Raw genomic sequence first — 25,267 nt, forward strand, 5'->3', positions numbered from 1 at the left:
GGAAATCCGCATGAACCACGACCAGTCCCACGCCCTGTTCTCCCGCGCCCAGCAGCTGCTGCCGGGCGGCGTCAATTCGCCGGTACGCGCGTTCAAGTCGGTCGGTGGCGAACCGTTCTTCGTCGAGCGCGCCGACGGCGCCTACCTGTACGACGTCGACGGCAACCGCTACATCGACTACGTCGGTTCCTGGGGCCCGATGATCGTCGGCCACAACCACCCGGCCGTGCGCCAGGCGGTGAAGAAGGCGATCGACAACGGCCTGTCCTTCGGTGCGCCGTGCGCGGCCGAAGTGACCATGGCCGAGACCATCACCCGCCTGGTGCCGTCGTGCGAGATGGTGCGCATGGTCAACTCCGGCACCGAGGCCACGCTGTCGGCGATCCGCCTGGCGCGTGGTGCCACCGGCCGTAACCGCATCGTGAAGTTCGAAGGCTGCTACCACGGCCATGGCGACTCGTTCCTGGTCAAGGCCGGCAGCGGCATGCTGACCCTGGGCGTGCCGACCTCGCCGGGCGTGCCGGCCGGCCTGAGCGAACTGACCCTGACCCTGCCCTACAACGACTTCGAAGCGGCCACCGCCCTGTTCGAGCAGCAGGGTGACGACATCGCCGGCCTGATCATCGAGCCGGTGGTCGGCAACGCCAACTGCATCCCGCCGCGCGAGGGCTACCTGCAGCACCTGCGCGAACTGTGCACGAAGCACGGCGCGCTGCTGATCTTCGACGAAGTGATGACCGGCTTCCGCGTGGCCCTCGGCGGAGCGCAGGCGCACTACGGCATCACCCCGGACCTGACCACCTTCGGCAAGATCATCGGCGGCGGCATGCCGGTGGGTGCCTACGGCGGTCGTCGCGAACTGATGCAGCAGATCGCGCCGGCCGGCCCGATCTACCAGGCCGGTACGCTGAGCGGCAACCCGGTGGCGATGGCCGCCGGCCTGGCGATGCTGGAGCTGATCCAGCAGCCGGGCTTCCACGCCGACCTCGCCGAGCGCACCGCGCGCCTGTGTGCCGGCCTGGAAACGGCCGCTGCCGAAGCCGGCGTGGCCGTGACCACCACCCGCGTGGGCGCGATGTTCGGCCTGTTCTTCACCAGTGAGAAGGTGGAGACCTATGCGCAGGCCACCGCCTGTGACATCCCGGCGTTCAACCGCTTCTTCCACGCGATGCTGGACCAGGGCGTGTTCCTGGCGCCGTCGGCGTACGAAGCCGGCTTCCTGTCCAGCGCGCATGACGATGCGGTGATCGAAGCGACGCTGGCCGCTGCACGCATGGCGTTCAAGGCCGCCAAGGGCTGATCGCAAAAAGGGGACGGAGGGGATTAAGTCGTAAGTGCACAAACGACTTAATCCCCTCCGTCCCCTTTTTCATCCACGCATGGCGTGGATCTACTGGTAGAGCCACGCCATGCGTGGCTGCTCAACCGAAGACGAATTTGCCCTTCATCATCGCGAAGTGGCCGGGGAACGAGCAGAAGAAGGTGTAATCGCCCCCCTTCTGCAAGCCCTGGGTAGAGAAGCGCACGCGCGTGGTCTCGCCGCCGCCGATCACCTTGGTGTGCGCCAGCACGCGCTTGTCAGCCTTCGGCAGGTAGCTGTCGGCCAGGGTCATGCGCATGCCCGCCATGGCCACCGGCTGGTAATCGGCGGTGCGGGTCAGCACCCAGTTATGGCCCATCGCGGTGGCGGCCAGCTTGCCGGTGTGGCGCAGGGTCAGGTCCACCGCACTGCAATCGGCAGCAATCTTGATCTCGCGGCTGCTGAAGCTCATCTGGTCGGTGCTGTCGATGCTCACCGCACACACCCGTGCCATCGCCGACGGCGCCAGCATCAGCGCACCCAGTCCCACTGCCACCATCCAAGCCTTCATTGCTGCATCTCCTGCGGATTCAAGCGCCATTCTAGGCAGGCCCCTGCGGCGCCGTCTGCGACCGTCTGTCGCATGCCAACTCCAGGGTTTCCCACGCATTCACTGCAATGGCATGCTCGGCCGATGCGGATCGACCTGTTGCTGCTGGATGTGGATGGCGTGCTGGTGCAGTACCAGCGCGCGCAGCGCGTGCTGCACCTGGCGCAGGCACTGGAGGTTCCTACGCCGGCCGTGCAGGCCGCGCTGTACGACAGCGGGCTGGAAGCCGCGCACGACAATGGCACGCTGGACGGTCCAGCCTACCTCGCACGGCTGGGCGCGCTGCTGGGCAGACCCGTCGATGTGACAACATGGACCACCGCGCGCCAGGCCGCCAGCCATCCGCAGCACGCGGTGCTGCAGCGACTGCAGGCCCTGCAACTGCCAATCGCGGTGCTGACCAACAATGGCGCACTGATGCAGCAGGCCTTGCCCACTCTGTTGCCGCAACTGTTCCCTGCGCTGCAGGGCCGCGTGTTCTGCAGCGCGGATTTCGGCCTGCGCAAACCGGCGCCCGCGGTATTCCTGCGCACACTCGACGTACTGGGCGTGGCGCCTTCGCGCACGCTGTTCATCGATGATCTGTTCGCCAATGTGCGTGGCGCACGCGCTGCCGGCCTGCACGCGGAAACCGTGCGCGATGGCCGTGGGTTGGGCAAGGTGTTGAAGCGTTACGCGGTGGGCTGATCGGGGTCGGAGCCCCCTCCGCAGGAGAGGGCTCCGACCCAAGCGCCATGGCTTCAGCGCGCAGCGATGAACGCGGCAATTGCCGCGCGCAGGCGCTTCAGGCCTTCGGCCACTTCTTCGTCGGTGATGTTCAGCGACGGCACGAAGCGCAGCACGTCCGGGCCGGCCTGCAGGGTCAGCAGGCCCTGCTCGGCGGCATGGTCAAGGATCGCACCGGCCTGGCCGGCGAAGTCCTTGCTCAGCACCGCGCCCAACATCAGGCCACGGCCGCGCACGTCACTGAACATGCCGAACTCGTCGTTGATGCGGGCAAAGCCATCACGCAGCGCCTTCGACTGGCGGCTGACATTGGCGGCGATCTCCGCCGAGGCCAGCTTGCGCAGTGCCACGCGGGCCACCGCAGCAGCCAGCGGGTTGCCACCAAAGGTGGTGCCATGCGCGCCGAACTGCATGGTCTCGGCCACCTTCGGGCCGGCCAGCATCGCACCGATCGGGAAGCCGCCACCGAGTGCCTTGGCCAGGGTGACCATGTCCGGCACCACGTCGTCCTGCCAGTGCGCGAACAGCGTGCCGGTGCGGCCCATGCCGGCCTGGATCTCGTCCAGCACCAGCAGTGCGTTGTGCTGGTCGCACAGTTCGCGCACGCGCTTGAGGAAGCCGGACTTGGCCGGCATCACGCCGCCCTCGCCCTGGATCGGCTCCAGCATCACCGCCGCCACGTCGCCGGCGGCCATCGCGGTTTCCAGCTGCACCTCATCGTTGAAATCGATGTAGCGGAAGCCACCGGGCAGCGGCTCGTAGCCTTCCTGGTACTTCGGCTGGGCGGTAGCGGTCACCGCGCCCATGGTGCGGCCGTGGAAGCTGCCACGGAAGGTGATGATCACCCGCTTGTCGGCCGGGCGGCCCTGGCTGGAGGCCCACTTGCGGACCATCTTGATCGCCACTTCGTTGGCTTCGGCGCCGGAATTGCACAGGAACACGCGCTCGGCGAAGCGGCTGGCCTTCACCAGCTCCTCGGCCAGGTGCAGCGGCGGCGCGCTGTAGAACACGTTGCTGGTGTGCCAGAGCTTGCCGGCCTGCTCGACCAGTGCGGCCACCAGGTCCGGATCGTTGTGACCCAGGCCACACACGGCGATGCCGGCGGCCAGGTCGATGAACTCACGGCCCTGGCTGTCCCACACGCGGGCGCCCTGGCCTCGCTCCAGAACCACCTGGCGGGGCTTGTAGACCGGCAGGTAGTAGTGCGAAAGGGAGATCAGCGGATCGGTAGCGGCGGTCATGGCAGTCGGCAGGGTTCAGGAATCCCCATTCTCGCGCCGGAACCCCTGCGGCACAATGCGCCCATGCGACCGTTTTCTGCCCCCCAGCTGAACCCCGCCACCGAGACCGGCTGGCGCCGCCGGTGGTTCGACATCATCTACCGCCACGACTCGCGGCCCTCGCGCAATTTCGACCTGATCCTGGTGGTGGCGATCATCGCCAGCATCCTGGTGGTGATGATCGACAGCGTGCAGCACCTGCACGCCGAATGGTCCACCGGCCTGTACATCCTGGAATGGGCCTTCACGATCATCTTCACCGCCGAGTACCTGCTGCGGCTGGCGGTGGTCAAGCGCCCGCTGCGTTACGCGGTGAGCATCTGGGGCATCATCGACCTGCTGTCGATCCTGCCCGCCTACCTGTCGATGTTCATCCCCGGCGCGCAGAGCCTGCTGGTGGTGCGCGCGCTGCGCATCCTGCGCGTGTTCCGCATCCTCAAGCTGACCCGCTACATCGAGGAAAGCGGCGTGTTGATGACGTCGCTGTGGCGCAGCCGGCGCAAGGTGCTGGTGTTCCTGTTCACGGTGATCACCATCACCATCATTGCCGGCGCACTGATGTACGTGATCGAGGGCCCCGAACACGGCTTCACCAACATCCCGGCCAGCATGTACTGGGCAGTGGTGACCATGGCCACGGTCGGCTTTGGCGACATCGTGCCGCAGACCGTGCTCGGCCGCTTCGTCACCTCGGTGCTGATCCTGATCGGCTACAGCATCATCGCCGTGCCCACCGGCATCTACACCGCCGAACTGGCCAGCACCATGCGCGAAGCCGAGCTGGCCGCACGTCGGGATTCCCGCGGCTGCCCGCACTGCGGGCTGGAAGGGCATGAACCGGATGCGCGCCACTGCCGCAAGTGCGGGGGTGAGCTGCCGGATGCGTTCAGCCATTGAGGCAGATGCCGGTCAGCGGCCGGCACTACCCTCGGTAGATCCACGCCATGCGTGGATCCTCCTCAACGCATGCGGTTGCTGGTGGTCACCAGGTCGTTGTAGGCATCCAGAATCGTCGACTGCGCCCCCTCAGGATCGGTGGTGAGCCAGCTGCCCGATGCCTTGCGCTCGGCCGCCAGCGCATCGGCGGTGATCGGCTTGCCCTGCTCCAGGCGCTCGAGACCGCGCCCGGCCGTGCGTACCAGCTTGTCAGCCGAGCGCTGCACATGGCCCCACATCGGGTCGTCCTTGCCGACACCGCCATTCTGGATTTCCGTCACCAGCGCCTGATAGTCGGCCAGCTGGCCGCGCAATGCCGCCACATCCGGTGCGTCGCCCTGGAACGCCATCGCCAGCTGCTTGCCGTCACCGACAAGGCGCAGATGGTAATACGCCAGCGAGCGGCCCTCGCGTTCCTCGATCTGCTTCAGCTGCGCGGCGCGACGATCGTTCTCGTTCTTTTCCAGCGCCGCATCCATCGCTTCGCTGGCCTTGAAGAAATCAGCATAGGCCTGCATCAGCGGGGCATGCTGGCTGCGCATCCCTTCACCACCATCGCGACGATAATCTTCGCGGGTGAAATAGCCATCAGCGCGCTCGACCAGGGTGTTCAGTGCCTGGAACGCCTGCTGGTACTGCCGCGCAGGCGCATCCAGCGAGGTAGCAGGCGTCTTTGCCAGCGCATCGGTCAGCGGCTGGCCGCAGTACTCGACGCGGTGCGACAACACCTTGCCAGGTGAGCGCGGCTGCGCTTCCTTGCCGGTCGGCCCCGCCTTGGGGTCCTTCATCCAGCCCGTGTAGGTCTGGAAACCTTCGTGGATGGGCTGTTCGACGCCGTTGTAGCACTCGATGTAGGCGTTGATCTTTTCCAACCCCGGATCGGCAACAGCCAGGCCTGCCGGGTTGTTGCAGCCGGCCAGCGCGCCGAGCAGGAGGACAGGAATCAGGCGTGTGGATGCGTTCAAATCAGTTCCTTGCACAAGTGAAAACTGCAGGCATCGTCATGCATGGCGCAAGAACGCGCTCCAGCACCTCGCCAAGGTGCTGGCATTCAGGGCCACGCGATGCGTCATGCCGCAATCAACCTGCTCGATTGCGACAAAAATGATTCGCTGAACACTCCGCTTACTGGCGGTTGCTCTGGAAAACGAGCGTGTTGTATTCCTGCATCAGCTTGTTGGCAGAGCCGCGCGGCGCCATCGACGGCGAATCAAGCATGCGTCGTTCGAAATCGCTGTAAGGCTTTTTCTCACTGACGCGCTGCAGCCGCTCCTTGCCCTCGCGTCGGAAATTCTCGGCCCCACGTTCGAAGCCTTCCCAGTCCGACTTGCCCGGTTCCTGGTCGGCAACCTTGGCGTGCGCTTCATCGGAAATGCGGTTGAAGGCATCCAGGCGCTCGCGGGCCTTGGCCTGATCAAACGCGTCCTCGGTCATCAGCTCCACGATGGCCTTGGCTTCCAGCATCATTGCCAGACGGTAGTACTCGCGCGTGCGCCCCTCGGCCTGCTCCAGCGCCTTGAGCTGCTCGCGCTGGGCAGCATCGTTCTGGCGCTCCAGCTCGGCATTGAACGTTTCGCTGGCAACCACGAAATCCTTGAAGGCGGCCATCAAGGGCGCGTGCAGCTGCTTGCCCTTGGCAAACTGGTCGTCTTCGTAGTCCTGGCGATCGTAGTAGTCGTGGGCGTCCTTGCTGAGCGGCACCAGCGCCTTCAGCACCTGCTGGTAATGGCTGGCAGCGGCATCGAGATCGGCCAACGCCGGCTTGGCAGCAATCGCCTCGGTCACCGGGGCGTCGCACTGCTTCATGTCGTAGTCGCTGATCTCGAACGGCCCGTACACATGCGTCTCGCGACCGGTCGGGCCGGCCTCCACGTCCTTGATCCAGCGCGTGTAGGACTGGATGCTGCCATGGGTTTTCGAATCCAGCGCGTTGAAGCAACCGATGTAAGCGTTGAGCTTTGCGGTCAACTGCTGTTGTGCGTCAGACGGCGCCGCGCTGGCGTCCGGCGTGCCGGAGGCAGCGGCGGCGCCCGCAGCTGCGGGGGCCTTGCCACCGCAGGCGGTCAGGATCAACGACAGCGAAGCGGCCAGCGCCGCGACGGAAAGAGTGCGTGACATGAGCTCACATCCCTGTTGAAAACGATTACAGCCGCGCATTCTAGCGTAGCAGGCCGAGGGTCGCAGCCCTCGGCCTCATCCCGCGGCGCGCGCTCAATCCAGGAACAGATCCGGCAGCAACGGCCGCGACGGATCCACTGCATAGCCGGACAGATCGGTGACACCGGCCTGCGCCAACACTTCATCGTCGATCAGGAACTGGCCATGGAAGCCGGCCGCTTCACGCACCAGCACCGCGTGCGCGGCGTCGGCCATGATCTGCGGCGTACGGCAGCCGGCCGCATCCACGCCCGGAATCATGTTGATCGCATCCGTGGCGATCACCGTGCGCGGCCATAGCGCGTTCACCGCCAACCCCTGCGGGCCGAATTCCGCGGCCAGGCCGAGCGTGACGAAGCTCATGCCCATCTTCGCCAGCGTGTAGCCGGTATGCGCGCCCCACCACTTGGGCTCCAGGCTCGGCGGCGGCGCCAGGGTGAGGATGTGCGGGTTCGGCGCCTGCAGCAGGTACGGCAGGCAGGCCTGCGCACACAGGAAGCTGCCACGCGAATTGACCTGCTGCATCAGGTCGAAGCGCTTCATCGGCGTATCCAGCGTGCCACGCAGCCAGATCGCGCTGGCGTTGTTGATCAGGATGTCGATGCCACCGAAGGTGTCGACCGTGGCCGCAACTGCGGCCTGTACCTGCTCCTCCTCGCGGATGTCGCACTTCAGCGCCAGCCCCTGGCCACCGGCGGCGGTAACGGCCTCGGCCGCGGTGTGGATGGTGCCCGGCAGCTTCGGGTTCGGCACCGACGACTTGGCCGCGATCGCCACGTTGGCCCCGTCGCGCGCAGCGCGCAGTGCGATGGCCAGGCCGATGCCGCGCGAGGCACCGGTGATGAAAAGGGTTTTGCCCTGCAGACTGCCCACGTTCCACACTCCAGCGTATGCAATGAGCCGCTAGTATGCCGCGCCGACGCGGAGTTCACCCGGCCTTGACGATACTCGGGCCTCCAGTCAACGCACGAGGTCCACGCCATGCGCCGTTCCCGCCTGCTGCTGCCTGCCCTGGGGCTTGCCCTGCTGACCGCCTGCCAGGGCCGTTCGCCGGAACCCGGCAAGGAGCCGCCTGCCGGTGACGCGCCCAGCGCAGAGAAGGCCGCCGCCGACGGCAAGCTGCGCTGGAGCGAGGCAGTGGTGTGGGATGGCGACCTCAACGCCTGCCGCCAGGGCGAGAATGCGGCCACCCGCGAGTGCCTGCGCGATGCGATGCGCGCCGGTGGCGCCAGCGCCGATGCGATCACCGCCGCCGAACAGTTGTCCACCGGCGGCGAGCTGGCCTATGTGACCGCCTGGCACGAGAACGAGGGCCTGGGCGTGGCCACGGTCGAATACCCGTTCCGCGCCAACACCAACGAGGGCACCCGCCTGGTCGACGCCACCGGCAAGCGCATCGATGTGGATGCCGTGCAGTTGGATGACACGCTGCGCGCCGACCCGGGCGTGCAGGAACTGCTGAAGGCCAACCCGCAGGCCACGCCGTTCGCACCGGCGCAGTCGGCCGGGGCCACGCCACTGGAGGACGGCGGCATCCGCCTGCTGTACCGCACGCCGCTGCGCGACTGCCACGCCTGCCCGGATGTGGGCCAGCTGCAGATCGCCTACGACTTCGATGCCAAGCGCAACTTCATCGGCCAGCAGGTGGTGCCGGCAACGCCGTAAAGCGTTGAGCGTCGCGATGCTGTGATCGCCGGGCCATGCCCGGCGACATCGACCGAGCGGACCATGGATATTGGCTTTCCCCTGACCAAAAGCCGAACGACGACCAGAGCGGCAGTACCTCATATTTCGCGACGGAGAGAATCAAAGGGATCGTCGATAGAATGATTCAGCCGCCAACCGGCTTTCAATTACCGATCTAACATAGGTAGCACGCGCTTTGCCGGACTGTGAGTACTCGGCAAAAATCGCCATTGCCTCAGACCTCATCTCGGCGCCACCGGTGGTCGTAAATACGAAAAATGAAGGCTCAAGATAACCAACAGTCTCTCGCATGAATCGCTTGCACTCATCAAGCGGAAAATCCGCGGCGTAATCCGCCCAATCGATATAGCGCCTCCAGAAAGCAGGCGCCCCCCCATTCCCCGCACCTCTCATCAACAAAGAGCTTCAACTCAGAGAGCATGTCGGCGCATGCGTCTACAGTTTCGTCATCTAAATCCAGCGAAGCAACGCGACCGGGATCAACTGCCTGCCAACAAAAAACCATAAAGTCTGCAACAAAGTCCTCTTCACAGCCTTCGAAGAAATTGCTCTTGTACCAAGCAATAGTTTTCGCCACATCAGCCAATTCATCAAAATCAATCATCATCTCATCTTTCCGGCGGCTCCCTCGATGTTGGCGTTGAAGCTTCCAATCCCCACCAGATCCACCTCGACGCTGAAGCGACGCCGCATCTGCACAGGCAGTGCGTTGTTGCCGGGAACGCTGACATCGGTCACGGAAATTCGGTCTTGCCGTTGTAGAGGCTGACACTCTCACCAAAGAGATCGTCCTTCAGCGCGGTCAGATTCTGTGCGGACTCGATGAGCTTGCGATACTCCTGATACGGCTGGACCGCCGAGACCGTTCCCGCACCCACACACAGCACCAGCACCGCAACTGCGCGGTACTGCCAAGTAGAAATTCGACTCACAGCATTCCCCTCGCGTCCGCATGCGAGCCCGCGCAAGGGCGGCGTGACGACGCTTCCATGCGACTCCCTCGCTCTCGATTCTAGGTGAGTGCCACAAGCAGATGAAAGGTGTTTTCAGCGCCAATTATCCGGCGTCTGTGCACAACCATTGAATTGCGAACAGCATCCACGCATGGCGTGGATCTACCGGTACAACCGCACCTGCTTCTCCAGAAGATGCGGCACGATCAGCCGATGCACGGGTGCGACCGGCAGCATGTACACGCGCCCGAACGCGTTGTGCGTATGCACCACCGTCGCCACCTCCAGCACGTCGCCCTGCCACTGCAGGGCCAGCTGCACACGCAGATGGCGGTCGTCGTCTTCCAGCACGATGGCATCATCGTCCAGCGACTGCAGGGTGAAAATGCCCAGCCGCTGGCCCGGTTGAGGATCCTCAACATCCTGCACCGCTCGCAACGAGCCCAGGTGCTTCATGCCGAGCAGGCGCATGCCGTGGTTGCGCAGCGCCATCAATCCGTCGAACCAGCCGGGAATGGTCGCTGCCATGTCGCGATAGGCCTGCAAGGCCGAGCGCCCATCGCGACGGGTCGTCGCCTGGCAGGCGTGCACGAAGTCGGCGCCGGCCAGCTGTGGGCGCAGGACGCTGCCCGCGCTCGGCGGGCCGGTCACCACCTGCGCAGGGCTCACGGCTTCGGCCCCTGCCCCTCGTTGTCTTCCCAATGCAGGATGCGGCGGGTGACGAAGCGGTAGACCGGCTTGCCGGTGGCGAACCACAGTTCGCGCACCCACGAGGTGCGCTTGAGTACGCGCTTTTCCACCGGGGTGAGCGACTCGCGGCAATACATGCGCTTGTGCTTGAGGAGATGGCGCAGGTCCTCGCGGGCGAGCAGGCGCATCCAGCGCGAGCGCGGGTTGCCGATCACCGCCAGTTGGAAGTCGATCAATGCCGGGCGGCCATCGTCGGTGACCAGCCAGTTGGCTTCCTTGGCCAGATCATTGTGTGCCACGCCATTGCGATGCAGCTGCTGCAGCAGGCGACGCGCGGCGCGGAACCAGGCCAGGTCACCGCGTGGCGGACGCTGGTACATGGCATCGCCGGCCATGAAGCTGCGGTCGAGATGACGGCCATCCCACGCCAGCAGCTGCGGCACATCGGGCATGCCGTGGATGTGGCGCAGCGCGCGTGCTTCGCGGCGGGCCAACCACCAGGCCGGCAGCCGCAACCACAGCGGCGTCGCGCCCAGATCACGGCGTACGAAGGGGCCGGCAGGCCCTTCCACAAGGAGGATGCGACCGAAGCTGTCGGCCTTCAGGGCGTGCGAGGGCGTGTCTGGCGAATGCGGCATGTGCCCATTCTAGGCGATGGCGCCCGTTGCAAACGGTCACGAAGCGGCTGGGAACCAGTCACCTTCACGCCCCTATAATCGGGCAATGGACTCTTCATGGATCGACGCCACCCTCGCGTGGATTGCCGCTCACCCCGTGCTGGCGGGTGCCGTTATCTTCCTCATCGCCTTCTGCGATGCGGTGATCATTCTCGGTGCCATCGTGCCGGCCCTGCCGCTGTTGTTCGCAGTGGGCGTGTTCATCGGCCTGGGCCAGATCTCCGGGCCGTATGCGGTGGCGGCGGCGGCACTGGGTGCGTTCGCTGGTGATGGCATCAGCTACTGGATCGGCCGCCGCTGGGGCGACCGCCTGCGTGGCGTGTGGCCGTTCAGCCGCTACCCGCAGCTGCTCGACCGCGGCGAGAACCTGTTCCGCCGCAATGCCTTCAAGAGCATCCTGATCGCACGCTACGTCGGCGCCATCCGCCCGTTCGTGCCGGCCATCGCCGGCATGATGAAGATGCCCGCCAGCCGCTACATGCAGGCCAGTGGTATCGCCAGCATTTCGTGGGCGGTGCTGTTCCTGGCACCGGGCTGGGTGCTTGGCGAGGCCTACGACGCGGTGGCTGCGGTGGCCGGGCGACTGGTGGTGGTGGTGGGCCTGCTGGCGGTGATTCTCGGCCTGGTCTGGGCCATCGTGCTGTACGGCTACCGCTGGTCGGCCGCGCGCATGGACAACTGGCTGGCGCGCCTGCTGGACTGGTCCAACCGCCACCCGACACTGGGCCGCTATACCGTCGGTGTGCTGGACCCGAAGCGCCGCGAGTCGGTGCCGCTGGCGATGCTGGCATTGATGCTGCTGGTGCTGGGCTGGGGCTGGTTCGCACTGCTGACCGTGGTGGTCGCGCACGGTGAACCGCTGGCGATCGACCTGCTGGTGCACCAGGCCATGCTGGCGCTGCGGAATCCGCTGGCCGATTACCCGATGGCCGCGCTGGCGTCGCTGGGCGCCTGGCAGGTACTGCTGCCGGCCACCGCGGCGGCGATGGGCTACCTGATCTGGCGCCGGCGCTGGATGGCGGCCGCGCACTGGCTGGCCGCCCTCGCCTTCGGCCTGGCATTGACCATGCTGCTCGGTGCCACCGTTGATGTGGTGCGACCGATCGATGCCAGCAGTGGCTTCGGCTTCCCGTCGGTGTCGGTGACCATGGCCACCATCACCTTCGGCTTCTTCGCGGTGCTGATCGCCCGCGAGATGCCGGGCCGCACCCGCGTCTGGCCGTACCTGGTGTCGGGCATCGTGGTCAGCCTGATCGGTTTCTCGCGCCTGTACCTGGGCGCGCATTGGCTCAGCGATGTGATCGGCGGCATGCTGTTCGGCACGTTCTGGCTGCTGGTACTGGGCATCGCCTACCGCCGCCGCTTCAACCGCTCGTTCTGGGTGAAGCCGGTGGCCTGGCTGTTCTACGGCGTCTTCGCCGTCGCCGCGATGTGGTACGCACCGCGCCATATTCCGGTGAAGCTGGAACGCTTCGAGCCGACCCTGCCGGCCCCGCAGGCGATGGACATGCAGGCCTGGTGGCAGCACGACTGGGCGAAGCTGCCGGCGCGCCGCAACGAGTTCGACGACGACCAGCGCTGGCCGCTGGACGTGCAGGTGGCGGGCCCGCTGGCGCCGCTGCAGGCGCAGCTGGAAGCACGCGGCTGGAAGCGGCAGGAACAGGCCGGCTGGCAGGAGGCGCTGCTGATGCTGGACAAGAACACCGGTGCCGACGAACTGCCGGTGCTGCCGGCCACGCTGGAAACGCGCGTGGAAGCGCTGCTGATGGTGCGCCAGGGTGCGAAGCCGGATGAGCGCTATGTGCTGCGCCTGTGGCCGGCGCCGGCCCAGCTGCAACCGGGCAACACGCCGCTATGGCTGGGCAGCGCGCAGACCCTGCGCTACGAGCGTCATTTCGAGTGGATCGGCATGTGGCACCCGCTGCGTGGCGTCGATCCGGCGCTGAACGCGGTGAAGGACGCCGTGCAGGACCTGCCGCAGCGCGAGGATGTGCACAGCGAAACCGGGTTGCCGGTGCTGCGGTTGAAGACCATGCGGTGATGGAGCCGGCGCTCCTCTGGTAGCCGCCAACCTTGGTTGGCGCTTCGGATGAAAGCTGCCAACCAAGGTTGGCATCTACCGGTTCCGCTGCGCTCTGGTAGTGGCCAACCTTGGTTGGCGTTTACCTGCTACGGCATCCAGCCCAGCAACTGCTGCAGGCGCTGGTGCGGGTCGTCCATCTGCAGCAGCTGCAGGCGCTGCTGCTCGCTCAGCGGCAACAGCTCGGCCAGCCGCCAGCCGACCCAGCTGGCCTGGTCCAGCAACGCCGGGTTGGCCGGCGCATAGGCCTCGCCGGCCTGTTCGATGATGTGCCCCAGCACCGTGGCCAGCAGCGCGTGCTGCGGCCGCAGTTCGTCGTCGGGGTCTTCCTCGCACCAGCGCACGTCGGCCACCACCAGGCCGTTGTCGCGCACGCGGGTATGCTCGACGTGGAAACGGCGGGTTCCGCGCAGGCGCAGCTGCAGCACGCCATCGGCGCCGACATCGAAGTCTTCGATGCGCACCTGCACGCCATAGGCCGCCGGTGTCGCTGGTGCGCCGACTTCCTCGCCATCGAGGATCAGGCAGACACCAAACCCCTCACCACTGCGGCCGCTGTCGCGGACCAGGTCCAGATAGCGCCGCTCGAATACGCGCAGGCCCACCGCCGCACCCGGTACCAGCGTGGTGTGCAGCGGAAACAGCGGCAGCAGGCTGTCGACGCTCATCGGGCCTGCAGCGCGGCGAGGAAGCGGCGCGGGGCGCCGTCGAAGCCACCGTTGGACATGAACACCACGTGGTCGCCGCTGCGCACGCTGGACTGCAGCTGCGCCAGCAATGCGCCGGTGTCCGGCACTGCGTGCGCCTCACCGCGCACCGCGGCGATCACCGCAGCGGCATCCCAAGCCAGTTCCGGGCGATGCAGGAAGACGACTTCATCGGCCAACGCCAGCGACGGTGCCAGCGCCTGCGCATGCGCGCCCAGCCGCATCGAGTTGCTGCGCGGTTCCATCGCGACCACGATGCGCGCATCGCCCACCTTGGCACGCAGGCCTTCCAGCGTGGTGGCGATTGCGGTCGGGTGATGGGCGAAATCGTCGTAGACGGTGATGCCGTCATGGCTGCCGATCACTTCCATGCGGCGCTTGACGCTGCGGAAGCGCGCCAGCGCCGGAATCACCTCGGCCGGCGCCACGCCCACTGCATGCGCGGCGGCCAGCGCGGCGAGCCCGTTGAGCACGTTGTGGCGGCCCAGCAGCGACCACTGCACGTCGCCCAGCGCCTGCCCACGATGGTGCACGCGGAACGCGCTGCCATCGGCGACCAGCAGTTCGGCATGCCATTCCAGCGACGGATCGAATCCGAAGCGCTCGACCGGGGTCCAGCAGCCCATCGCCAGCACTTCGGCCAGATGCTGATCCTCGCCGTTGACGATCAGGCGGCCACGCGCCGGCACCGTACGCACAAGGTGGTGAAACTGGCGCTGGATCGCCGCCACGTCCGGGAAGATGTCGGCGTGGTCGTATTCAAGATTGTTGAGGATGGCCACCAGCGGCCGGTAGTGCACGAACTTGCTGCGCTTGTCGAAGAAGGCAGTGTCGTACTCATCGGCCTCGACCACGAACTCGCGGCCCTGGCCCACGCGGGCGGAGACACCGAAATCCTCGGCGACGCCGCCGATCAGGAAGCCCGGTGATCGCCCGGCGCTTTCCAGCAGCCAGGTAAGGATGGTGGTGGTGGTGGTCTTGCCGTGGGTGCCGGCCACGGCCAGCGTGTCGCGCCCCGGCAGCACCTGCTCGGACAGCCACTGGGCGCCGGAAATGTAGCGTTGGCCGGCATCGAGCACGGCCTCGACCGCGGCATTGCCGCGCGACAGCGCGTTGCCGATCACCACCTCGTCGGTGCCGGCCGGCACGCTGTCGGCGCGGTAGCCCTGGTCCAGGGTGATGCCCAGCTGTTCGAGCTGGGTCGACATCGGTGGGTAGATGGCCTGGTCGCTGCCGCTGACCGAGTGGCCCAGTTCCCGCGCCAGGGCGGCCACGCCGCCCATGAAGGTGCCGGCGATTGCAAGGATATGTACGCTGCTCATGACCGAGGATTGTGACCGATGACGGCTGTATAGGGCCAATGTCCGATCCCGGGTAAGACAACCCCTACACGGGATGTGAGAAAACTCCAATCAGCTGTCAGGGAATTCCCGATAGCGATGTTCTGTGAACCCGGACACAATTCGAACTGCCAGCCGCAGTACCCGAACCGGTCCTACTCCCCAAGAGGCCATCCCCAAGGGAGCTCATGCTGCGGGGCCCTGAGCAAGCCCTTCGCTGGCGCCTATCAAACGACACAGGCCTGATCCTCGCGGACCAGGCCTGTGTTTTTTTGCGCCCGATGAGCCGGCAGTTCGCGCCGGCCCAGCCGGATCAGGCCTTGATCGCCGCCAGGATGCGGGCTTCGATCTCGTCCAGCTCACCGACGCCATCGACGCGGGCCAGGGTGCCACGGCCGGCGTAGAAATCGACCACCGGGGCGGTCTGGTCGTTGTAGACCTGCAGGCGCTGGCGCACCGCTTCCGGATTGTCATCGGCGCGGCCCTGCTCCTTGGCACGACCAGCGATGCGGTCGACCAGCAGCTCGGTGGCCACGTCCAGCTGCACCACGGCATCCAGCGGCTGGCCGATCTTGGCCAGCAGGCCGTCCATCGCATTGGCCTGGGCCACATTGCGCGGGTAGCCATCGAGGATGAAGCCCTTGGCGACATCAGCCTGGGTCAGGCGCGACTCCAGCATGCCCAGCAGGATGTCGTCCGACACCAGGTTGCCGGCATCCATCACCGTCTTGGCCTGCTTGCCCAGCTCCGTGCCGGCGGCGATTTCCGCGCGCAGCATGTCACCGGTCGAAATGTGGGCGATCCCCAGCTTTTCCTTCAGGCGCGTCGCCTGTGTCCCCTTGCCCGAACCGGGCGGTCCCAACAGAACCAATCGCATTGACCTGACTCCAACGTGTTGAAAACAAAGAAGGTTCGCGTCCCGGACGGTCCGGTATCGCTGCACCGCAATAGCGCCACTTTACCGCATCCGGGTAATGTCCCTGCAATGTCCCCTCCCCCGAGCAGGTAGCAGCATGCGCAACGGTACTCTCCTTTATGCCCAGTCCGGCGGTGTCACCGCCGTCATCAATGCCACGGCGGCAGCGGTGATCGAGCAGGCGCGGGCCAAGGGCATCAAGGTCCTGGCCGCCCGCAACGGCATCCTCGGCGCCCTGCGCGAGGAGCTGATCGACACCAGCAAGGAGAGCGCCGCGGCCATCCGCGCGCTGGCCCACACCCCGGGCGGCGCCTTCGGCTCGTGCCGGGTCAAGCTGAAGTCGCTGGACGCCGACCGCGCCCGCTACGACCGCCTGCTGGAGGTGCTGCGCGCGCACGACGTGCGCTGGTTCCTCTACAACGGTGGCAACGATTCGGCCGATACCGCGCTGAAGGTCTCGCAGCTGGCCAAGGCCTCCGGCTACGACCTGACCTGCATCGGCGTGCCCAAGACCATCGACAACGACCTGGCGGTGACCGACACCTGCCCCGGCTTCGGCTCGGCGGCCAAGTACACCGCCGTCTCGGTGCGCGAGGCGGCGCTGGACGTGGCGGCGATGGCCGAGACCTCCACCCGCGTCTTCATCTACGAGGCGATGGGCCGCCACGCCGGCTGGCTGGCCGCGGCCGCCGGCCTGGCGGGCAACGGTGATGACGAAGCGCCGCACATCATCCTGCTGCCCGAGCGCGCCTACGACGAGGCCGCGTTCCTGGCCAGGGTGAAGGCCGTGGTCGAGCGCGTCGGCTACTGCGTGGTGGTGGCGTCGGAAGGTATCGCGACCGCCGATGGCCGCTTCGTCGCCGACGCCGGTGGCGGCAAGGACTCATTCGGCCATTCGCAGCTGGGCGGCGTGGCTGCCCACCTGGCCGCACGGGTCAAGGACCAGCTGGGCCTGAAGGTGCATTGGGCCCTGCCCGACTACCTGCAGCGCTCGGCCCGCCACCTGGCCAGCAAGACCGACTGGGAGCAGGCGCAGGCAGTCGGCAAGGCCGCCGTGCAGCTGGCGTTGAAGGGCCAGAACGGCGTGATGCCGGTGATCGTGCGCAGCAGCGATGCGCCCTATCGCTGGAAGATCGAAGCGGCGCCGCTGTCGAAGATCGCCAACCACGAGAAGAAAATGCCGGCCGGCTTCATCCGCCGCGATGGCTTCGGCATCACCGCCAAGGCACGCGCCTACCTGTCGCCGCTGATCAAGGGCGAGGCACCGCTTCCCTATGGCGCCGATGGCCTGCCGAAGTACGTCACCCTGAAGAACGTGGCGGTGAAGCAGAAGCTGCCGGCCTTCGAAGGCTGAGGTGCACCTGCGCCCTGTGCGGAGCACGGGGCGCATTGCGGCGACCGCCGAAGCACCCCACAATCGGGCTCCGGCCCGGGGCAAAGGGGCCGACGCAAGCCAGATTCGACGCCGCCCGGCCTGCAAGGCCAGGGCCTGTGCTGCCATTCCACAAGGACTGTAACCATGAAGCACCCGATCCTGATCGCCGCGCTGCTGTGCGGTGCTGCCACGCCGGCCTTCGCTGCGACCTGCGAAAGCAACTTCCAGAAGAAGGGCAATCCCTTCGTCGGCACGACCTTCACTTCATCGGTCACCCATCCGGACCTGACCGTGGCCAGTGCCATCGGCCAGATGCGGGTGATCGCCAAGAACGCCAACATGGACGTCCTCAGCGAGGACGTGGAAGGCGGCTCGATGCTGATCGAAGAGCCGGAATCCATGGCCCACAAGCCGATTCCGATGATCATCAGCGCCACCTCCGAAGGCGGCCAGGGCACCGTCGGCATGGTGGTGAAGGTCAACAAGGGCGCCATCGCCCCCGCCGACGGCGTGCGCGAAGAAATGTGCAAGCTGCTCAACCAGATCAAGCCGGGCAAGGCTGGCGAACAGGCGGCCAAGGCCACTCCGCAGGCGTCGGTGGTGACCATTGCCGCCGACCGTTTCGGCTTCCAGCTGCGCAACCAGAACAAGGACAACCCGGCCGCGATCGAGCCACGCTACAAGGGCAAGACCTACGCCATCACCGGTCGCATCACCACCGTGCTGCGCAGTGGCGGCACCTACAACACCAGCTTCGACCTGCCCAGCGATGGCAGCATCGACTTTGAGCGCGTGGCCATTTCCTGCTCGTTCGCAGCCAACCAGGCCGCGTATGCGCTGGCCCTGCGCCCGCGCGAGAAAGTCACGCTGACCGGCGTGGTCGACAATTACGACCAGATCGGCCGCGTGCTGTGGCTGAAGGACTGCCGCGGCAACTGACCGCTGCCGGCTTGAGCGAAGGCCCGGGTGCGCAGGTGCCCGGGCCTTTTCATTCCCGCAGCGGTTCACGCTTGGCGCACGTGCATCGCAGGATGATGGATGCCCCGCCTGGAGATCATCATGGCACTGCGTGTTGTTCGACTGGGTACGCCGCGCCAACCCGGCGAGGGACTGCGTATCGGCACCGTCAGGCGCCCGCCGCGCGGCGTGCCACGCAGCGAGTTCGCCCGACAGGACTGGTACGACGTCTGGTTTCCGACCCTGTCACCCAGCGCGGAGCTGGTGAAGCGGGCGCATGAAGCGAAGACCGCCGCCGACTGGACTGCTTTCTTCCGCCACTACAAGGCCGAGATGAAGGCGCCCGATGCCGCCCACGCGCTGGACCTTCTGGCCGCGATGTCGCAGCACAGCGACATCAGCGTGGGGTGCTACTGCGAGGATGAAGCGCACTGCCACCGCAGGGCATTGCGCGAGCTGCTGGTGGCGCGTGGGGCAAAGCTGGCGGAGTGATGATGGCAGGGTTGCCGGCCAGCGGCCGGCACTACCAGGTTGCCCGCCGGGCATGGCCCGGCACTACCGATGCGCAGCGAAGTAGATCCACGCCATGCGTGGATGCGCGCTACTGGACGGCCTCAATTGCAGGCCTTGCCTTCCATCTGCAGCTCCGCGGCGAACATCGTCACCTGCGGAATCTGGCCGGCCGCCGCCTGCTTCTTCGCCTCTTCCAGATAGATGCGCGACTGGCCCTGCCCATCCAGCTCGACCTTGTTGCTCGACGGCAGGCGCCACACCCGTACCACCGCCTGCTGCGCCGGGCACGCGGCGTTGGGCACGCGGATCACATCATTGAGCTTCCAGCCCTTGTCGGCACTCGGCTGGGCCTTGGTGTAGTCGACAAAGCGTGCACGTGGCTGGCACTGCTCGCTGGTACGCACGGCGGAGAAGCGGTACGGCGCAGCGGCATCGCCGGTGAACGCACCTTCCAGCCGCGCGCAGGCCTCGGGAATCTGCCGCAGCGTATGCACCGCGCCCACGGCCTGGGGGGCGCCCACTGCGCGCTGGAGTTCCGGGGTTTCTGCGGCGAGTGCCGGCACAGCCGGGACCAGGGCGGCGAGCATCAACAGGGACAGGCGCATGGGGGATCTCCTACGGGGCTGTGCGCAGGCTTGCAGAGGCTGGCTTAACGGGGTGCAAAGGCGCATCTATCGAGCAGCCACCGCGCTCGCCGGGCATGGCCCGGCGCTACCATCCGGGCGCAGGTGCACGCATACTGCGGGCACCAGGGAATGCTGAACACCGCCATACGTCGGACGACCACCAAGGTCGGTACGGGTTGGTTCCAGGCTGCAGCCCGTCGTCCCCCTCGTGGTGCCGTTCATCGCCACTGGATGCCTACATCCATTCTGCGGAGGGGTCTAATGCTGGAACGTCACGGGCTGTCACTGGCGCTGGGCTGCGCCATTCTCGCGATCCTGTTCGGAATCGTCTCGGCGCGCTGGATCCTGCGCCAACCCACCGGCAATGAGCGCATGATCGCGATCGCCACCGCGATCCAGGAAGGTGCGCGTGCCTACCTCAACCGCCAGTACCTGACCATCGGCATCGCCGGCGTGGTGCTGTTCGTGCTGGTCGGCATCTTCCTCAGCTGGTACACCGCGATGGGTTTCGCGATCGGCGCGGTGCTGTCCGGCGCCGCCGGCTACATCGGCATGAACGTGTCGGTACGCGCCAACGTGCGCACCGCAGAGGCGGCGCGTCACGGCATCAGCGCGGCGATGGACGTCGCCTTCCGCGGCGGCGCCATCACTGGCATGCTGGTGGTCGGGCTGGGCCTGCTGGGCGTGGCCGGCTACTACGCGGTGCTGCTGCGGATGGGCCTGCCGATGGAACAGGCGTTGCACGCGCTGGTCGGCCTGGCCTTCGGCTCCTCGCTGATCTCGATCTTCGCGCGCCTGGGCGGCGGCATCTTCACCAAGGGCGCCGACGTCGGCGCCGATCTGGTCGGCAAGGTCGAAGCCGGCATTCCCGAGGACGATCCGCGCAATCCGGCGGTGATCGCCGACAACGTCGGTGACAACGTCGGCGACTGCGCCGGCATGGCCGCCGACCTGTTCGAAACCTATGCGGTGACCGTGATCGCCACCATGCTGCTGGGCAGCCTGATGCTGGCCGAGGCAGGCGCCAATGCGGTGCTGTATCCGCTGGTGCTGGGCGGCGTCTCGATCATCGCCTCGATCATCGGTGCGCTGTTCGTCAAGGTGAAGCCGGGCGGTTCGATCATGGGCGCGCTGTACAAGGGCGTGATCGTCTCCGGCGTGCTGGCCGCCATTGCGTTCTACCCGATCACCACCGGGTTGATGAGTGACAACGTGCATGGGCCGATGGCGCTGTACGGCTGCGCGTTGATCGGGCTGGTGCTGACCGGCCTGATCGTCTGGATCACCGAGTACTACACCGGCACGCAGTACAAGCCGGTGCAGCACGTGGCACAGGCATCGACCACCGGCCACGGCACCAACATCATCGCCGGCCTCGGCATTTCGATGAAGTCGACCGCGCTGCCGGTGGTGGCCGTGTGTGCGGCGATCTGGGGTGCGTTCGCGCTGGCCGGCCTGTACGGTATCGCCATCGCCGCCACCGCGATGCTGTCGATGGCGGGAATGATCGTTGCCCTTGATGCCTATGGACCGATCACCGACAACGCCGGCGGCATCGCCGAAATGGCCGAGCTGCCCTCGGAGATCCGCGACATCACCGATCCACTGGATGCGGTGGGCAACACCACCAAGGCAGTGACCAAGGGCTATGCAATCGGCTCGGCGGCGCTGGCCGCACTGGTGCTGTTCGCCGACTACACCCACAACCTGCAGGCGGCCAATCCCGGCCAGGAGTTCCGCTTCGACCTCAGCGACCACACGGTGATCATCGGCCTGCTGATCGGCGGCCTGATCCCCTACCTGTTCGGTGCGATGGCGATGGAAGCGGTCGGCCGCGCGGCGGGTGCAGTGGTGGAAGAGGTGCGGCGCCAGTTCCGCGAGATCCCCGGCATCATGCAGGGCACCGGCAAGCCGCAGTACGACAAGGCGGTAGACATGCTGACCCGCTCGGCGATCCGCGAAATGATCGTGCCGTCGCTGCTGCCGGTGGCGGTACCGGTGGTGGTCGGCCTGCTGCTGGGGCCGCGGGCACTGGGCGGGCTGCTGATCGGCACGATCGTGACCGGCCTGTTCGTGGCCATCTCGATGACCACCGGTGGCGGCGCCTGGGACAACGCCAAGAAGTACATCGAGGATGGGCACTTCGGCGGCAAGGGCAGCGAAGCGCACAAGGCCGCGGTGACCGGCGATACCGTCGGTGACCCGTACAAGGACACCGCCGGCCCGGCAATCAATCCGCTGATCAAGATCATCAACATCGTGGCGCTGCTGCTGGTGCCGCTGTTGTAGATCCACGCCATGCGTGGATGGGATGCCCGATGGGGTCAGAGCCCTTTCCTGCGGAAAGGGATCCGACCCCACGGCTGGTCAACGCCCGCGCAGGAAGAACGACACCGGCACCATCACTTCCACCGGGTCGCCGGCCACTTCGGCCGGCGGCGCCGGTACCGGGCTGGCCCGCTGAACGGTATCCAGAGTCTCCTGGTCGAGCAGCGCGAAGCCACTGCTGCGGCCCAGCGTCAGTGCGGAGACCGCGCCATCGCGGGCCACAGCAAAGCGCACGTAGACCACGCCCTGCTGGCGCAGCCGCTCGGCCTGGCGCGGATAGCGCCGGTGCTTCTGCAGGTGCCCGAGCAGGCGCCCTTCCCAGGTCGCCTCGGCACGACTGCGCTCGCCCGCCGTGGTCTGCGGTGCGGTGTAGCGTGCGGCCGCGTCAGCAGCCACCTGCGGCGGTGCGCTGGTCTGCGCGACATTGGCCTCGGCGGTATCCGGCGACGGCGTTGGCTCCGGTGTACGCGGTGGTGGCAGGTCACCCTGCGGCTGCACCGGCGCCTTGGGCTGTTCACGCACGGCTGGCGTCGGCGCCTGCCGCTGCTGTTGCTGCTGCAGCGGCCCGGTCGCGACCTCGCGCGGCGGCACCGGCGGTGCCTGTGCCATCGGCGCCAGTTCCAGCATCAGCGCCGCAGGTGGGGCCGTCGCAGCCAGCGCCGGTGCGCGCGCCGCCCACCAGCAGGCCGCGCCGATCAACAGCGCATGCACCAGCAGCACGATCGCCAGGCTGGTCGCCCAGCGCCGCAGTCCACTCATCGTGCGCCCTGCTCCAGGCCAACCAGCGCCACCTTCAGGTAGCCCGCTGCACGCAGCGCGTCCAGGGTAGCCATCAGTTCGCCATAGGGCACACGGGTATCGGCACGCAGGAAGATGCGCTGCGCACTATCGCCATGCGTGGCTGCCTGCAAAGCAGCGGCCAGCCCGTCGCGCGCCACCGGCTGCTCGCCAACGCGCACCGACAGATCGGCCTGCACGGTCACGTACACCGGCGCCTGTTCCGGCGGCGTGGCGCTGGCACTACTGGCCGGCAGCTGCACCGGTACCGACACGGTGGCCAGCGGTGCGGCCACCATGAAGATGATCAGCAGCACCAGCATCACGTCGATGAAGGGCGTGACGTTGATCTCGTGCGCTTCTTCCGGTGCATCGTCACGGTCGGACGCGGTCCTGATCGCCATCGTCGTGCCTCAGTGCACCGCACGCAGCGGTGCCGCTGCGGTACGCGGCACGGCACGATCGAGATCACGCGAGACCAGCTGCTGCACGGCCGCCGACAGATCGCCGAGCAGCCCACGCAGGCCAGCCAGCACGCGGCTGAAATGGTTGTAGACCAGCACTGCGGGAATCGCCGCGACCAGGCCCAGCGCGGTCGCCAGCAGGGCCTCGGCGATGCCGGGCGCGACCACCGCCAGGTTGGTGGTGTTGCTGTGGGCGATGCCGATGAAACTGTTCATGATGCCCCACACCGTGCCGAACAGGCCGACGAACGGCGCAACCGCGCCGATGCTGGCCAGCACGCCGATGCCGCGCCGTTGCACGCGCGCGGTTTCCAGTTCGATGCGGTCCAGGCGCGAGGCAACGCGTTCCTTGATGCCGTCGCGACCATCCAGCTCCTGCGACAGGCGCAGCTCGGTTCGCGTCGCGTCCAGCATGGCGAGTGCGGTGCCCTGCTGCAGGCTGGCCTCCGCGCTCCCGCCGGGCAGGCTTGGCGCCTGCAGCAACAGCGCGCGCGCTGCACGCAGCTGCCGACCCTGACGAGCCAGCTCCCAGCCCTTGGCCAGCAGCACGGTCCAGGTGGCCAGCGAGGCAAGTGCCAGCGCGATCATCACCGTCTTCACCACCACGTCGGCGGCCAGGTACATGCCCCACGGGGTCAGTGCAGGAGCAGCCACGGGGGCCAGGTCAGCAGGCAGCATCGTCTCGGTTTCCATCAGCATCAGGGGGCGCGGCGCGACGACGGGCCGCGCGCGGATCATTGGCGTCGTCCACTTCCACGACCGGATTGGGCTCCAGCCGCGGTGCGGGCCGACTGAGCACGTAGCCGGCACTGACCGCGAAGAACAGGCCCACGCCCAGCAGCAGGCGCCACGACGGGTGCGCGCCCCAGCAGAACAGCGCGAAGCCCACTGCCATGCCGGCGCTGGCGAACGCCTTGCCCTTGCGCGACACCGCGCCCTGTTCGCGCCACAGCCGCAGCGACGGGCCGTAGCGCGGATGCGCCAGCAGGCGCTGCTCGAACTTCGGCGAACTGCGCGCGAAGCAGCCCACGGCAAGGATCAGGAAAATGGTGGTCGGCATCACCGGCAGCAGCGCGCCGATCACCCCGAGGCCGACCATCAGCCAGCCCAGCGCGAACCAGAGCCAGCGCATCAGCGTTGCGCCTGCGGGCGGGCGCGGTGCATCAAGCGAATTCCACTTCGACGTGGCCGTGCACGCTGCGGAACGCGGCGTCGGCGGCGTCGATCACCTGCTGCTCCTGCTCGGCACTCAGCGGTACCGCGTCCAGCGCGGCGGTGAACTCACGCCAGTGGCGCGCGGCGCCATCGGGGTGCGCGGCCAGGTGGCGGGCGCCGAAATCACGATCCAGGCCGAGCTTGGCAGCCATCTTGTACAGAATGGTGCCGCCCAGGTTGGAGCCTTCAGCCACATACAGCCATCCCAATGCGGCGGGCAGCTCAAGATCGGACGGCAACGGTGCGATGTCGGCCGCCGGCAGGGTCTGCTCCAGGTCCTGCAGGTCGCGCGCGACCTGGGTCAGGCGGCGGCGCTCGCCCAGGTCCGGCAGCAGTGCATCCAGCGCAGGGTTGGCATACAGCGCATCGATGCTGCGATGGAAGCGGTACTGCACGCGCAGGAAACGGGCGAAGTTGCTGCGGTCGGCGAAGATGTCGCCGGCCATGATGCGCTTGTCCAGCGCGCCATGGCTGTCGCGGGTGGCGGCCTTGAGCCGCAGGCTGCGGCTGTCTTCAGGGGCGATGTGTGCGTTCACGGGGGATGCCAAGGGGGTCGTCCTGCTGTAGACGTTCGCCATGGGGCTTTCCCCAAGGCCATGTGCACCGATAATGGCGCATCCCTTCTTCCCGCAGGAACCGACGATGATCACCACCGAACCGCGCATGACCAACCTGTTCCTGCAGCTGGGCCTGGACGCCAGCGCCGAGGGCATCGCCCGCTTCATCCGCGAGCACCAGCTGGCCACCGATGTGGAAGTGGTCGAGGCACCGTACTGGAACGATGCCCAGCGCCAGTTCCTGTCCGAGTCGCTGCAAGCCGATGCGGCATGGACCACGGTGGTGGATGAGCTGAACGAGTCGCTGCACGAAGATGCGGTGAAGGCGGCGACCGGGCTGTAACTGCCTGGAGGAAGGCGCCGGGCATGGCCCGGC

The 25,267-nt window shown here is 67.0% G+C and carries 29 protein-coding genes; 10 read left to right on the forward strand and 19 right to left on the reverse strand.

The features are described 5' to 3' along the window. Window positions 1-10 precede the first annotated feature (10 nt). Window positions 11-1,300 (forward strand): glutamate-1-semialdehyde 2,1-aminomutase, encoded by a 1,290-nt coding sequence (gene hemL, locus ACUZUJ_RS18020; protein ID WP_049446559.1) that lies wholly within the window; start codon window positions 11-13, stop codon window positions 1,298-1,300. A 121-nt stretch (window positions 1,301-1,421) separates the two neighbouring features. Here hemL and azu read toward each other — a convergent pair whose 3' ends face one another. Further along, window positions 1,422-1,871, reverse strand: a complete 450-nt coding sequence (gene azu / locus ACUZUJ_RS18025) for an azurin (RefSeq protein WP_049446560.1) — start codon at window positions 1,869-1,871, stop codon at window positions 1,422-1,424. Window positions 1,872-1,994: 123 nt separating this feature from the next. On the opposite strand from azu, the gene ACUZUJ_RS18030 reads away from it, so the two are divergent. Beyond that, the gene (locus tag ACUZUJ_RS18030; RefSeq protein WP_049446562.1) at window positions 1,995-2,597 is read left to right on the forward strand and encodes an HAD-IA family hydrolase; all 603 of its coding nucleotides are present in this window, start codon (window positions 1,995-1,997) and stop codon (window positions 2,595-2,597) included. Window positions 2,598-2,650: 53 nt separating this feature from the next. Here the strand turns inward: ACUZUJ_RS18030 and ACUZUJ_RS18035 are convergent, their stop codons facing one another. After that, window positions 2,651-3,877, reverse strand: coding sequence for an acetylornithine transaminase (locus ACUZUJ_RS18035; RefSeq protein WP_049446564.1), 1,227 nt, complete (start codon window positions 3,875-3,877; stop codon window positions 2,651-2,653). Between the two features lie 63 nt (window positions 3,878-3,940). Here ACUZUJ_RS18035 and ACUZUJ_RS18040 point away from each other — a divergent pair, with 63 nt between their 5' ends. Beyond that, the gene (locus ACUZUJ_RS18040; RefSeq protein ID WP_014038363.1) at window positions 3,941-4,813 is read left to right on the forward strand and encodes an ion transporter; all 873 of its coding nucleotides are present in this window, start codon (window positions 3,941-3,943) and stop codon (window positions 4,811-4,813) included. Window positions 4,814-4,875: 62 nt separating this feature from the next. Here the strand turns inward: ACUZUJ_RS18040 and ACUZUJ_RS18045 are convergent, their stop codons facing one another. The 3 genes from ACUZUJ_RS18045 to ACUZUJ_RS18055 form a co-directional block, all read right to left on the reverse strand. Next, on the reverse strand, window positions 4,876-5,817 hold the full coding sequence (locus ACUZUJ_RS18045) for a YiiG family protein (protein WP_014038364.1): 942 nt from the start codon (window positions 5,815-5,817) through the stop codon (window positions 4,876-4,878). 160 nt (window positions 5,818-5,977) lie between these two features. Continuing rightward, window positions 5,978-6,970: a YiiG family protein gene (locus ACUZUJ_RS18050; RefSeq protein WP_049446568.1), complete on the reverse strand. Its 993-nt coding sequence runs from the start codon at window positions 6,968-6,970 to the stop codon at window positions 5,978-5,980. Between the two features lie 93 nt (window positions 6,971-7,063). Next, on the reverse strand, window positions 7,064-7,882 hold the full coding sequence (locus ACUZUJ_RS18055; RefSeq protein WP_049446621.1) for an SDR family oxidoreductase: 819 nt from the start codon (window positions 7,880-7,882) through the stop codon (window positions 7,064-7,066). Between the two features lie 108 nt (window positions 7,883-7,990). Between ACUZUJ_RS18055 and ACUZUJ_RS18060 the strand changes: the two genes are divergently transcribed. After that, on the forward strand, window positions 7,991-8,674 hold the full coding sequence (locus ACUZUJ_RS18060; protein WP_049446569.1) for a hypothetical protein: 684 nt from the start codon (window positions 7,991-7,993) through the stop codon (window positions 8,672-8,674). 349 nt (window positions 8,675-9,023) lie between these two features. Here the strand turns inward: ACUZUJ_RS18060 and ACUZUJ_RS18065 are convergent, their stop codons facing one another. The 5 genes from ACUZUJ_RS18065 to ACUZUJ_RS18085 all read right to left on the reverse strand — a co-directional run bounded on the left by ACUZUJ_RS18065 (window position 9,024) and on the right by ACUZUJ_RS18085 (window position 10,997). Then, window positions 9,024-9,323 carry a hypothetical protein gene (locus tag ACUZUJ_RS18065; RefSeq protein ID WP_101766027.1) on the reverse strand — a complete coding sequence of 100 codons (300 nt, stop codon included), beginning with the start codon at window positions 9,321-9,323 and terminating at the stop codon, window positions 9,024-9,026. Next, window positions 9,320-9,454, reverse strand: a complete 135-nt coding sequence (locus tag ACUZUJ_RS18070) for a hypothetical protein (RefSeq protein WP_259337410.1) — start codon at window positions 9,452-9,454, stop codon at window positions 9,320-9,322. The genes ACUZUJ_RS18065 and ACUZUJ_RS18070 overlap by 4 nt, the downstream gene beginning before the upstream one ends. Beyond that, the gene (locus ACUZUJ_RS18075) at window positions 9,451-9,648 is read right to left on the reverse strand and encodes a hypothetical protein (RefSeq protein WP_014038369.1); all 198 of its coding nucleotides are present in this window, start codon (window positions 9,646-9,648) and stop codon (window positions 9,451-9,453) included. The genes ACUZUJ_RS18070 and ACUZUJ_RS18075 overlap by 4 nt, the downstream gene beginning before the upstream one ends. A gap of 183 nt (window positions 9,649-9,831) precedes the next feature. Further along, window positions 9,832-10,338, reverse strand: a complete 507-nt coding sequence (locus ACUZUJ_RS18080; RefSeq protein WP_101766028.1) for a DUF2867 domain-containing protein — start codon at window positions 10,336-10,338, stop codon at window positions 9,832-9,834. After that, on the reverse strand, window positions 10,335-10,997 hold the full coding sequence (locus ACUZUJ_RS18085) for a serine/threonine-protein kinase (RefSeq protein WP_049446575.1): 663 nt from the start codon (window positions 10,995-10,997) through the stop codon (window positions 10,335-10,337). The genes ACUZUJ_RS18080 and ACUZUJ_RS18085 overlap by 4 nt, the downstream gene beginning before the upstream one ends. Window positions 10,998-11,082: 85 nt before the next feature. Between ACUZUJ_RS18085 and ACUZUJ_RS18090 the strand changes: the two genes are divergently transcribed. Continuing rightward, window positions 11,083-13,077, forward strand: coding sequence for a bifunctional DedA family/phosphatase PAP2 family protein (locus ACUZUJ_RS18090; protein ID WP_049446576.1), 1,995 nt, complete (start codon window positions 11,083-11,085; stop codon window positions 13,075-13,077). Window positions 13,078-13,205: 128 nt separating this feature from the next. Here ACUZUJ_RS18090 and ACUZUJ_RS18095 read toward each other — a convergent pair whose 3' ends face one another. The 3 genes from ACUZUJ_RS18095 to ACUZUJ_RS18105 all read right to left on the reverse strand — a co-directional run bounded on the left by ACUZUJ_RS18095 (window position 13,206) and on the right by ACUZUJ_RS18105 (window position 16,040). Next, window positions 13,206-13,784 carry an LON peptidase substrate-binding domain-containing protein gene (locus ACUZUJ_RS18095; RefSeq protein ID WP_049446578.1) on the reverse strand — a complete coding sequence of 193 codons (579 nt, stop codon included), beginning with the start codon at window positions 13,782-13,784 and terminating at the stop codon, window positions 13,206-13,208. Next, the gene (gene mpl, locus ACUZUJ_RS18100; RefSeq protein WP_049446580.1) at window positions 13,781-15,145 is read right to left on the reverse strand and encodes a UDP-N-acetylmuramate:L-alanyl-gamma-D-glutamyl-meso-diaminopimelate ligase; all 1,365 of its coding nucleotides are present in this window, start codon (window positions 15,143-15,145) and stop codon (window positions 13,781-13,783) included. Before mpl ends, ACUZUJ_RS18095 begins: the two co-directional genes overlap by 4 nt. 331 nt (window positions 15,146-15,476) lie before the next feature. Beyond that, a complete protein-coding gene (locus ACUZUJ_RS18105) occupies window positions 15,477-16,040 on the reverse strand; it encodes an adenylate kinase (protein WP_014038375.1) in 564 nt (187 codons plus the stop codon). Window positions 16,041-16,176: 136 nt separating this feature from the next. Here ACUZUJ_RS18105 and ACUZUJ_RS18110 point away from each other — a divergent pair, with 136 nt between their 5' ends. The 3 genes from ACUZUJ_RS18110 to ACUZUJ_RS18120 all read left to right on the forward strand — a co-directional run bounded on the left by ACUZUJ_RS18110 (window position 16,177) and on the right by ACUZUJ_RS18120 (window position 18,903). After that, window positions 16,177-17,433 carry a 6-phosphofructokinase gene (locus ACUZUJ_RS18110; RefSeq protein ID WP_049446582.1) on the forward strand — a complete coding sequence of 419 codons (1,257 nt, stop codon included), beginning with the start codon at window positions 16,177-16,179 and terminating at the stop codon, window positions 17,431-17,433. A gap of 165 nt (window positions 17,434-17,598) precedes the next feature. Continuing rightward, window positions 17,599-18,393, forward strand: coding sequence for a hypothetical protein (locus ACUZUJ_RS18115; RefSeq protein ID WP_049446584.1), 795 nt, complete (start codon window positions 17,599-17,601; stop codon window positions 18,391-18,393). Window positions 18,394-18,513: 120 nt separating this feature from the next. Next, window positions 18,514-18,903, forward strand: coding sequence for a DUF488 domain-containing protein (locus ACUZUJ_RS18120; protein WP_049446624.1), 390 nt, complete (start codon window positions 18,514-18,516; stop codon window positions 18,901-18,903). 122 nt (window positions 18,904-19,025) lie between these two features. On the opposite strand, the gene ACUZUJ_RS18125 is transcribed toward ACUZUJ_RS18120, so the two are convergent. Then, window positions 19,026-19,529: a hypothetical protein gene (locus tag ACUZUJ_RS18125; RefSeq protein ID WP_049446586.1), complete on the reverse strand. Its 504-nt coding sequence runs from the start codon at window positions 19,527-19,529 to the stop codon at window positions 19,026-19,028. Between the two features lie 282 nt (window positions 19,530-19,811). Here ACUZUJ_RS18125 and ACUZUJ_RS18130 point away from each other — a divergent pair, with 282 nt between their 5' ends. Further along, on the forward strand, window positions 19,812-21,839 hold the full coding sequence (locus ACUZUJ_RS18130) for a sodium-translocating pyrophosphatase (protein WP_049446588.1): 2,028 nt from the start codon (window positions 19,812-19,814) through the stop codon (window positions 21,837-21,839). Window positions 21,840-21,917: 78 nt separating this feature from the next. On the opposite strand, the gene ACUZUJ_RS18135 is transcribed toward ACUZUJ_RS18130, so the two are convergent. From ACUZUJ_RS18135 to ACUZUJ_RS18155, 5 genes are read right to left on the reverse strand one after another with little or no spacing between them, the layout of a single operon-like run. After that, window positions 21,918-22,637, reverse strand: coding sequence for an energy transducer TonB (locus ACUZUJ_RS18135; protein WP_049446590.1), 720 nt, complete (start codon window positions 22,635-22,637; stop codon window positions 21,918-21,920). Beyond that, window positions 22,634-23,059 carry a TonB system transport protein ExbD gene (exbD, locus tag ACUZUJ_RS18140; protein WP_101766030.1) on the reverse strand — a complete coding sequence of 142 codons (426 nt, stop codon included), beginning with the start codon at window positions 23,057-23,059 and terminating at the stop codon, window positions 22,634-22,636. Before exbD ends, ACUZUJ_RS18135 begins: the two co-directional genes overlap by 4 nt. 9 nt (window positions 23,060-23,068) lie before the next feature. Continuing rightward, on the reverse strand, window positions 23,069-23,797 hold the full coding sequence (gene exbB / locus ACUZUJ_RS18145; protein ID WP_101766447.1) for a tonB-system energizer ExbB: 729 nt from the start codon (window positions 23,795-23,797) through the stop codon (window positions 23,069-23,071). Continuing rightward, a complete protein-coding gene (locus ACUZUJ_RS18150) occupies window positions 23,784-24,251 on the reverse strand; it encodes a YbaN family protein (RefSeq protein WP_101766031.1) in 468 nt (155 codons plus the stop codon). Before ACUZUJ_RS18150 ends, exbB begins: the two co-directional genes overlap by 14 nt. A gap of 31 nt (window positions 24,252-24,282) precedes the next feature. Next, window positions 24,283-24,870 (reverse strand): biliverdin-producing heme oxygenase, encoded by a 588-nt coding sequence (locus ACUZUJ_RS18155; RefSeq protein WP_101766032.1) that lies wholly within the window; start codon window positions 24,868-24,870, stop codon window positions 24,283-24,285. Window positions 24,871-24,976: 106 nt separating this feature from the next. On the opposite strand from ACUZUJ_RS18155, the gene ACUZUJ_RS18160 reads away from it, so the two are divergent. Further along, complete coding sequence (locus ACUZUJ_RS18160) at window positions 24,977-25,234, forward strand: DUF2789 domain-containing protein (protein WP_006390068.1); 258 nt, start codon at window positions 24,977-24,979, stop codon at window positions 25,232-25,234. The last annotated feature ends 33 nt before the right edge of the window (window positions 25,235-25,267 follow it).

The organism is Stenotrophomonas sp. S4 (assembly GCF_054187805.2).

Bases quoted from the DNA above. Each gene is read 5' to 3' on its own strand.
- hemL (WP_049446559.1), top strand. From the start codon at position 11: ATGAACCACGACCAGTCCCACGCCCTGTTCTCCCGCGCCCAGCAGCTG.
- azu (WP_049446560.1), bottom strand. From the start codon at position 1,871: ATGAAGGCTTGGATGGTGGCAGTGGGACTGGGTGCGCTGATGCTGGCG.
- ACUZUJ_RS18030 (WP_049446562.1), top strand. From the start codon at position 1,995: ATGCGGATCGACCTGTTGCTGCTGGATGTGGATGGCGTGCTGGTGCAG.
- ACUZUJ_RS18035 (WP_049446564.1), bottom strand. From the start codon at position 3,877: ATGACCGCCGCTACCGATCCGCTGATCTCCCTTTCGCACTACTACCTG.
- ACUZUJ_RS18040 (WP_014038363.1), top strand. From the start codon at position 3,941: ATGCGACCGTTTTCTGCCCCCCAGCTGAACCCCGCCACCGAGACCGGC.
- ACUZUJ_RS18050 (WP_049446568.1), bottom strand. From the start codon at position 6,970: ATGTCACGCACTCTTTCCGTCGCGGCGCTGGCCGCTTCGCTGTCGTTG.
- ACUZUJ_RS18060 (WP_049446569.1), top strand. From the start codon at position 7,991: ATGCGCCGTTCCCGCCTGCTGCTGCCTGCCCTGGGGCTTGCCCTGCTG.
- ACUZUJ_RS18065 (WP_101766027.1), bottom strand. From the start codon at position 9,323: ATGATGATTGATTTTGATGAATTGGCTGATGTGGCGAAAACTATTGCT.
- ACUZUJ_RS18085 (WP_049446575.1), bottom strand. From the start codon at position 10,997: ATGCCGCATTCGCCAGACACGCCCTCGCACGCCCTGAAGGCCGACAGC.
- ACUZUJ_RS18090 (WP_049446576.1), top strand. From the start codon at position 11,083: ATGGACTCTTCATGGATCGACGCCACCCTCGCGTGGATTGCCGCTCAC.
- ACUZUJ_RS18095 (WP_049446578.1), bottom strand. From the start codon at position 13,784: ATGAGCGTCGACAGCCTGCTGCCGCTGTTTCCGCTGCACACCACGCTG.
- mpl (WP_049446580.1), bottom strand. From the start codon at position 15,145: ATGAGCAGCGTACATATCCTTGCAATCGCCGGCACCTTCATGGGCGGC.
- ACUZUJ_RS18105 (WP_014038375.1), bottom strand. From the start codon at position 16,040: ATGCGATTGGTTCTGTTGGGACCGCCCGGTTCGGGCAAGGGGACACAG.
- ACUZUJ_RS18110 (WP_049446582.1), top strand. From the start codon at position 16,177: ATGCGCAACGGTACTCTCCTTTATGCCCAGTCCGGCGGTGTCACCGCC.
- ACUZUJ_RS18115 (WP_049446584.1), top strand. From the start codon at position 17,599: ATGAAGCACCCGATCCTGATCGCCGCGCTGCTGTGCGGTGCTGCCACG.
- ACUZUJ_RS18120 (WP_049446624.1), top strand. From the start codon at position 18,514: ATGGCACTGCGTGTTGTTCGACTGGGTACGCCGCGCCAACCCGGCGAG.
- ACUZUJ_RS18125 (WP_049446586.1), bottom strand. From the start codon at position 19,529: ATGCGCCTGTCCCTGTTGATGCTCGCCGCCCTGGTCCCGGCTGTGCCG.
- ACUZUJ_RS18130 (WP_049446588.1), top strand. From the start codon at position 19,812: ATGCTGGAACGTCACGGGCTGTCACTGGCGCTGGGCTGCGCCATTCTC.
- ACUZUJ_RS18135 (WP_049446590.1), bottom strand. From the start codon at position 22,637: ATGAGTGGACTGCGGCGCTGGGCGACCAGCCTGGCGATCGTGCTGCTG.
- exbD (WP_101766030.1), bottom strand. From the start codon at position 23,059: ATGGCGATCAGGACCGCGTCCGACCGTGACGATGCACCGGAAGAAGCG.
- exbB (WP_101766447.1), bottom strand. From the start codon at position 23,797: ATGCTGCCTGCTGACCTGGCCCCCGTGGCTGCTCCTGCACTGACCCCG.
- ACUZUJ_RS18150 (WP_101766031.1), bottom strand. From the start codon at position 24,251: ATGCGCTGGCTCTGGTTCGCGCTGGGCTGGCTGATGGTCGGCCTCGGG.
- ACUZUJ_RS18160 (WP_006390068.1), top strand. From the start codon at position 24,977: ATGATCACCACCGAACCGCGCATGACCAACCTGTTCCTGCAGCTGGGC.